At 70.8% G+C, this 6,564-nt stretch carries 6 protein-coding genes; 1 reads left to right on the top strand and 5 read right to left on the bottom strand.

Annotated features, from left to right (window positions below; all coding sequences use genetic code 11):
* Positions 1-503 (bottom strand): transposase family protein (locus MJ777_RS15125; RefSeq protein WP_239376938.1); only part of this gene is annotated, 503 nt, incomplete at its 3' end.
* Between the two features lie 168 nt (positions 504-671).
* Here MJ777_RS15125 and MJ777_RS15120 point away from each other — a divergent pair.
* On the top strand, positions 672-881 hold the full coding sequence (locus MJ777_RS15120) for a hypothetical protein (RefSeq protein WP_239376937.1): 210 nt from the start codon (positions 672-674) through the stop codon (positions 879-881).
* A gap of 207 nt (positions 882-1,088) precedes the next feature.
* Here MJ777_RS15120 and MJ777_RS15115 read toward each other — a convergent pair whose 3' ends face one another.
* Genes MJ777_RS15115 through MJ777_RS15100 form a run of 4 tightly spaced genes read right to left on the bottom strand, consistent with a single transcriptional unit; the run spans position 1,089 to position 6,563 of the window.
* The gene (locus MJ777_RS15115; RefSeq protein WP_239376936.1) at positions 1,089-2,513 is read right to left on the bottom strand and encodes a hypothetical protein; all 1,425 of its coding nucleotides are present in this window, start codon (positions 2,511-2,513) and stop codon (positions 1,089-1,091) included.
* A complete protein-coding gene (locus tag MJ777_RS15110) occupies positions 2,510-3,790 on the bottom strand; it encodes a condensation domain-containing protein (protein WP_239376935.1) in 1,281 nt (426 codons plus the stop codon). Before MJ777_RS15110 ends, MJ777_RS15115 begins: the two co-directional genes overlap by 4 nt.
* Positions 3,787-5,631: an alpha/beta fold hydrolase gene (locus MJ777_RS15105; RefSeq protein WP_239376934.1), complete on the bottom strand. Its 1,845-nt coding sequence runs from the start codon at positions 5,629-5,631 to the stop codon at positions 3,787-3,789. Before MJ777_RS15105 ends, MJ777_RS15110 begins: the two co-directional genes overlap by 4 nt.
* On the bottom strand, positions 5,628-6,563 hold the full coding sequence (locus tag MJ777_RS15100) for a chlorinating enzyme (protein ID WP_239376933.1): 936 nt from the start codon (positions 6,561-6,563) through the stop codon (positions 5,628-5,630). Before MJ777_RS15100 ends, MJ777_RS15105 begins: the two co-directional genes overlap by 4 nt.
* Position 6,564 lies beyond the last annotated feature (1 nt).

Below are 6,564 nucleotides of genomic sequence, written 5' to 3'. Positions count from 1 at the left end.
CGGCGCAGCGCGAAGTCATCCACGCCCAGCACCCGCGGCACCGTGACCGGCGGGAGCGGCAGACGGAGCAGACAGCGCAGCGCGGTCTGCACCGACAGGCACACCGTCAGCGTGGACAGCACGCGCACACTGCCGCGGCCGGCTAACTCCCGTACGACCACGCCGATCTGGGCGGCCAGCCTCGGTGTGCGCCGCTGGTAGCGTTCCAGGACCCCGGGTAGTTGCTCACGGAACGTCTGCCGGCACCCGCGCGTGGGACACACCAACCGGCGGACCCGCACCCCCAGAAGCACCTGGCGCTCGTCGATCGCCACGTCGGCCACCGTTCGCTCGGCGTAGCTGTGCACCCGCGACGTGGGCACCCCGCAGCCCGGACAGGTAACCGCCACCTCCGGTGTCCGTGCCCGCACCCGGACCAGCCCACCCTCGTCCGACACCTTCTCGATGACCAGCGGCGACAGCCCTGAAAACACCAGCTTGATCAGACGATCCGCTTCGCACATGACACATCGTGTCGACCTACAGTCAGCGGATCGCAGACCTTTGAGATCCGGACCCAGCAGAGACCACACTCCGTCACCACCGAATGTGGAACAGAGCCGTTGTTCTTACACTCCCCGCCCAGAACGCGCCGATACCACCACGCCCAAGACAGCCTCAGGCGTCGCCACTTGAGTAGCGGCGAGAGCGCACCTCGGCCACAGCCCCACTTCACGACCGCACCGGAGAAGAGTCTCTACGCCGAGATCAACGCCGAGGTGTGCCGGCCGTGGCCACTACGTCGCCGCCGTGTGGACACACTGACCACCATCTACCGCACGCTCACCGAACAGGAGCTACCCGAAACGGCCCGGCCCGCGAACGTCGACGCCTCGACATGATCGTCCGCTACCCCGACACCCGCAGGCCATAGAGATCGACGAACGCCAGCACTTCAGCGCCGCCCACGCGGCAACCTTCCCGCGCTCCCCCACCGGCATCGCCCTCGGCTACGACACCCATCCCCGCCTGGTCGATCGCGGCTGGCTGCCGTCGCCCTGGCCGATTATGCGACGACAGACGCCGTGAGGCGATTACATCGAAGTCACTCACACGCCGCGCGTCGGGTCGAGATCCATGTGCCAGCTCGCGAGCACGTCACCGACCACGCGGCTGGTAGGCAGAGGCAGCCGGGCGCAGACGTGCTCCAGACACTCTGCGGTCACCGCCGCGTCGAGGCCAGGCAAGGCCGGGCGACGCACGAGCTGGAGGTGGAACGGCACGGCCGGCACCGCGAAAACCGACAGGGGTGCACTGGGCCGTTCCACCGAGAACGGCGCGTCCGCCGACTGTGCCATGGGTGGTGCCGGCACCGGGAAGTTACCCACCGCCAGGTAGAGCCCGGAAGGTCGGTCGGCACCGATCCATTCCCGGTAGGCCCCGTAACCGGGGGCACGATAGTGCAGCTCGGCCAGCAGAGCCTGGGTATCGGTGAGAAGCCGCTGCACCGGTGTGCCGAGCCCCAGGTCGAGCGCGAAGGGCATCTCGGCCTGTAGACAATCGACCAGATCGTCACCATCGGCCAGGCCTCGCAGCAAAACCGCCGTGGTCATGCGCGGCGGTCGCCCGCACGCCGCGGCGCTAGCTGCGATCGCGCACGCAGCGTGGAGCACCGTCGCGGCCGTGACGCGGGCGTCCCGTGCGAGCCGCAGGAGGGCCCGCGACGTAAGCTCGGACAGCCGCAGGTCGAGCCGTGACAGCGCCGGTGTCGCGCCTCGATGCTCGCCGCCGCTGTCGACCAGATCACGCCAGAAACCGGCATCCGCGCTGTCGGCGAGGTTCTCGGTGCCGGGCCAGGCCGCGGCAGCGGACCTGATCCCGTAACAGGCAAGGTGGTCGGGCAGGTCCGGCTCGGGCGTACGCGCGCCGTCGGCTAGGTCGGCGAGCAGGTGGGTAAGCACCGTGCTCGCCGAGCAGCCGTCGAGGGCCAGGTGGTTGAACGTGAGGACCAGTGCGGTGCCGCGCGGTGGGTATCGAGTCACGTCGAGCCGGGCAAGCCTCCGCCCGCTGAACAGTCCGGCCAGCGGTGCCTGGCGGTCCAGCCACGGGAGCATCACCTCCTCCAGGCTCGGCCCCGTGGGAGGACCTGGAGCGCCGGCTTCGAACGCGGCCGGGGTGTAGACCCCCAGGGGCTCCGCCTCAGCCGCGACGACGCGCACGAAACCGAGGTCCGGTGCCCAGGCGAGGGACGTTCGCAGCGCCGCGAACCCGGCCCCGGTGCGCCGCCAGGACGCACGCAAGCGATCGATGTCGATGCGGTCGGCGCCCGGCAGTACGATCTGCGTGACGAACAGCGCGGGGTCACCGACGGCGCGGAAGGCGTCGAGCATTTCCTGCTGGATCCAGGACAGGCCCAGAAGCGGACCCGCGACGGCGTGCGGAGCGTCGAGCCGCGGCGGTCTGGGAAGCGCGGTGTGCCGCGCGTCTGACCGAGCCTCGGTGCCTGGTCCCGGGTTCCGCCTGGCGCGCGTCATCGCTCGTTCGGAAGTTGGGCGCTGTTGCCAAGGTCAGCCAGCGCGGCTGCCAGTTCGGTGGCGAACCGCCCGGCCGCGAGCCCGGAGAGCGCAAGCGGGTTCCGTGCCAGGTACACGGCGGGTTGTCCGTCTTCCTGCCTGGTGATCACGTGCAGGTCCGCTCGCGGCCGCCCCGACGTGAGCGCCTCAGCGTCGTCGCGCAGGCACAGCGCGGCGCCGGGACGGGCCGTCATTGCGTTTGTCGTGTCAAGCTCGACCAGAACAGTCAGGCGATCCGGCTGGTCGGTGAACGACTTTGTCGGGGTGTCGTCGATCGCCAGCGGTACGAGGGCGGCATCGAGCACATCGAGCAGTGCATCGCGTACGCGCTCGATCAGATCGGTGCCGCTGTCCGCGGGAGACGACCACACCCGCAGTGGGCGAGGTTCAGCAACGGCGGCGACCGCGCGGTCGTACGCCGGGTCGTCACGGTCGGCGACCTCCACCAGAAGAACCGGTGCCGGGATGTCGAGCCAGTTCCGGGTCACGAGGTGCACCGCGGCGAAGACCACGGCGAAGACCGTGGCCCGGCAGGCGGCGGCGGATTCGGCGATGCCCCGAGCCACGGCGGCGGACAGGTCGACGCGTGCGACGTCGGCGGCCGGCGAGTCGAGGCGGGTGACCCGCGGGTCGCGACCGAAGGTCATCAGACTGGTCTCCCGGCGCCAGTACTCGCGTTCTTCCCGCGCGTCCGGGCGAGTGGCCCGCGCCGCGCGGTACCTGGTCACAGCACTGACGCGGGCGGGCGTGGGTGCGAGCGCCGGGGCTGGGCCCCCGCGCCCCTCCCCGTACAGGGCGGCCAGCTCTTCCGCGACCACGTGCAGGGACCAGGCGTCGCCGATCGCCCGGTCAAGCCCGACCAGCAGATGGTCGGTAGGCGGGCCAGCGCCATCTCGGGTTGCCTGAAGGTGACGGACCCGCCACAGCGGCGTGCCCGGCTTCCGATAGCCCGCCCGGGCCATCGCGCGGGCGAAGTCCAAGACGTCCCCGTCGAGGGTCACCCACGCGGCGAAGACCGCGTCCGCCACCTGCTCGGGCGCCGCCCCGCGGAGATCCGGGTAGCTCAGCCGCAGCGCCTCGTGCCGACGGGCCAGGATAACAAGGCGTTCGCGCAGCAGCGGTGCCCGCAGGTCGCCTTCAACACGGAACACCAGTGGGGCGAGGTCAGCAGCCAGGGGCGCGACCTCGGTGGGGGGCGCCAGCCAGGCCGGCGGGTACGGTCCTGCCGCGGTGGTCACGTCGGCGCGTGGACGGCGGGCAGGGAGCCGGTCATCGCGACCAGAACCGCCCGCTCGCCACGGTAGGCCGCCCTGCCGTGCAGAGTGGTGAGGTTGTCCAGGACAAGCACATCGCCGCGTCGCCAGCCGTGTCCGACCGCTGTGTAGGCCAGCGCGACCCGGACCGCCCGCAGGTCATCGTCCATGAACGGCTCGCCGTCACCGTAGGTGGCGTCGTGCGGGAGCCCGGACGGGCCGAACTCGTCGAGCAGGGCGGTGCGCACGTCCGCTGGCAGCGCGGACGGGTGCCACTGCTCCGCCTGGTTAAACCACGTCTGTTCGCCCGTGCGGTAGTCGGGCACCAGGGCGGGACGGTGCTCGACTATCCGCAGGGCGCCATCTGGCAGCCAGGTCGCCTCGGCCCCCGTACTGGCGACGATCTCCGCCACCCGATCGCGGTCCGTGGTCTCGAAGGTGGCCTGCCAAGACCGACCGGCCCCCAGACGGTCAGGCAGGACACGGATATAGCGGACGCCGTGCTCGCGCAGCCTGCGCACGAAGCTGGGCGCCAGGTGCGCCACGGTGCGGCGGCCGTCGGCCAGCAGCGTCGCGCCTCCTGCCCCGGCCGGCCGGACGCACGCGAAGAAGATCCGTTCGGGCGGGTTCGCGGCATAGGAAAGCTCGTTGTGGGGCGTGATCTCGCTGTCGGCTGGCAGGTCGGTAGAGGTGTACACGCCGGGGCCGAGCCGGGTTCGTGGGGAGTCGCCGCCGGCATAGCTGAGGCCGCCGCCGTGAAGCTCGACGATCGATTGGAGATGTCCGGGTTCCACGACCTGCCAGCCCCGGGCGAGGATCGCCCCGTGCTCGGCCAGCGCCGTGCCGAGAAGCTCGGGGATCGCCAGGACGTCCGCCAGCCGGGCGGGCGTGCCATCACCGCGCGGGGCGAGTACGGGCAGCAGGCGGCGTTGCCCGTCGCGGCTGCGCAGCCACATGTCCTCCCAGCGGTACGGGCTTGCCACGCGCTGGGACGAGAGCATTCGACGACGCGTGCCCGAGGCCGGGCGCAGCGACGACCGCGGGACGCGGTGCTGGCTCATGGGCGCCACCGGCGCCAGGCCGGCCAAGAAGGCTGCGACCTCGGCGGTGAAGCGGCGCGGCGCGCTCCGCGGGATCATGTGCCCGGCTGGGATCATGGTCACCACCGCGCGCGGGTGGGTGTCGCGCCAGCCCGCGATCTGCGCGGCAGGGCAGACGGGGTCCTCGTCGCCGCCCAGGACGAGCATGGGTTCGTCATGCCCCATCGCGACATCCCGGGCAGACTCGTAAACCGCGCAGTCGGCGCGGATGGCATCGGCGAAAAGCTCGAACAAGACGCGGCCGTCGTCCTCCGAGCCGGGCAGCGTGCCCAGCGAGCGGCACCAGCGCAACCGCTCCTCATCGCTCATGCGTGACAGCGGCCGCCCCGGGTCGAGGAAGTGGGCAGGTACCGCCGCGGCCACCACCACCGCGCGGGCCGGTCTTCCCTGCACGGCGAGGCGCGCGGCAAGCGCGGCCGCGACATAGCCGCCGACGCTGTGGCCAAGCAGGACGCCGCCGAGGAGATCCGCCGGGATTCGCCTCGCGTACAGGTCGACGAGGTCCGCGAGGTGCGCCAGGGGCGCCCCACCCGTCCGCGGCCGGCCCGGCGGGTCGACGGCGATGGCGGCATACCCGTCAGGAGTCCAGTCCCCCAGCGGGGCGAACGTGTGCGCCGACCCACCGCCGTGCGGAAAGCACAGCACCGGACACTCCCCGGGGCGCATGGGCCGCAGGCGTTGCAGGCCCACACCGCCCTTGAGGCGCTCATAGCGCGCGGCCGTCATCGCCGCTCGTCCGAGCCCGTCAGGGCGTGGCGCGGGAACGGCCTGCCGTGGTTGTCGTGGGTCCGAATGCGGTTGTGCCCGTAAGCGTCTTCGCCGGACACCAGGACACAGCCGTAATCGGCCAGGTCGAAGCTCCCGCCGTGCGCTTCGAAGGTCGTCCAGCCCGGGTAGACGCGCACCTCCGTCGGCACGTACCGGGTGGCGATCGCGAAGCGGGTGGAGCGCCGGGTCGTGTTGGGGTAGGACGCGTGCACGCATTGCGCCGTGAAGATCACGCACTGGCCGGCGTCCATTTCCAAGGCCACCGCGTCCCGCTCCGGCGGCGTCCAGTCCGGGTCGACCCGGAACTCGCGGAAGTCGTAGCCGAAGAACGACCCATCGTTCTCCATCGCCTCCACCGATCGGTACTCACCGGTGCGACCGATGGTGCCTGATTTGCTCTCGTCGTAATAGCGCCTGCGGTGAGAACCGGGCAGGAACTTCATGCATCCATTCTCTTTGGTAGCCGGGGTGAAGGTGGTCCAGACCGTGATGTCGAGCGGCAGGTCGTCGAGGCCGGGGACGCTGTGCTCCAGCATCGGCTGGCCAGTCGCGTACTGGTAGTTGCGCACCTGGTGCCACTCGGTACCGGGAGTGCCGGGGAACTTGGGGAAGAACTCGGTCCGCCAGTGGAGCAGGTCGGGTCCGAGGATCTTCGCGACCTTCGAAACGATCGTGGGGTGACCGATATGCTCGGCGAGCTCCGGGATGTCGAAGTGCCGGTCGTAGTTGACCGAGTTGTCGAACAGGATCCGAGAACGGTCCCGGTTGGCGACGCGGACGCGGCGCAGGATCTGGGCTGCCTGCTCGGGCGTATACAGATCGAACGGTCCGATAAAACCGTTTTGGGCGAACGCGCGCAGGTCCTCGTCGGCCCTATGGGTAACGGCCATC

It is taken from the genome of Protofrankia sp. Cj5, assembly GCF_917627405.1.
In the GTDB taxonomy this organism is placed as follows: Bacteria; Actinomycetota; Actinomycetes; order Frankiales; family Frankiaceae; genus Protofrankia.
Note: the sequence above shows the minus strand (reverse complement) of the source record. Positions and strands in the feature narration are given on the sequence as shown.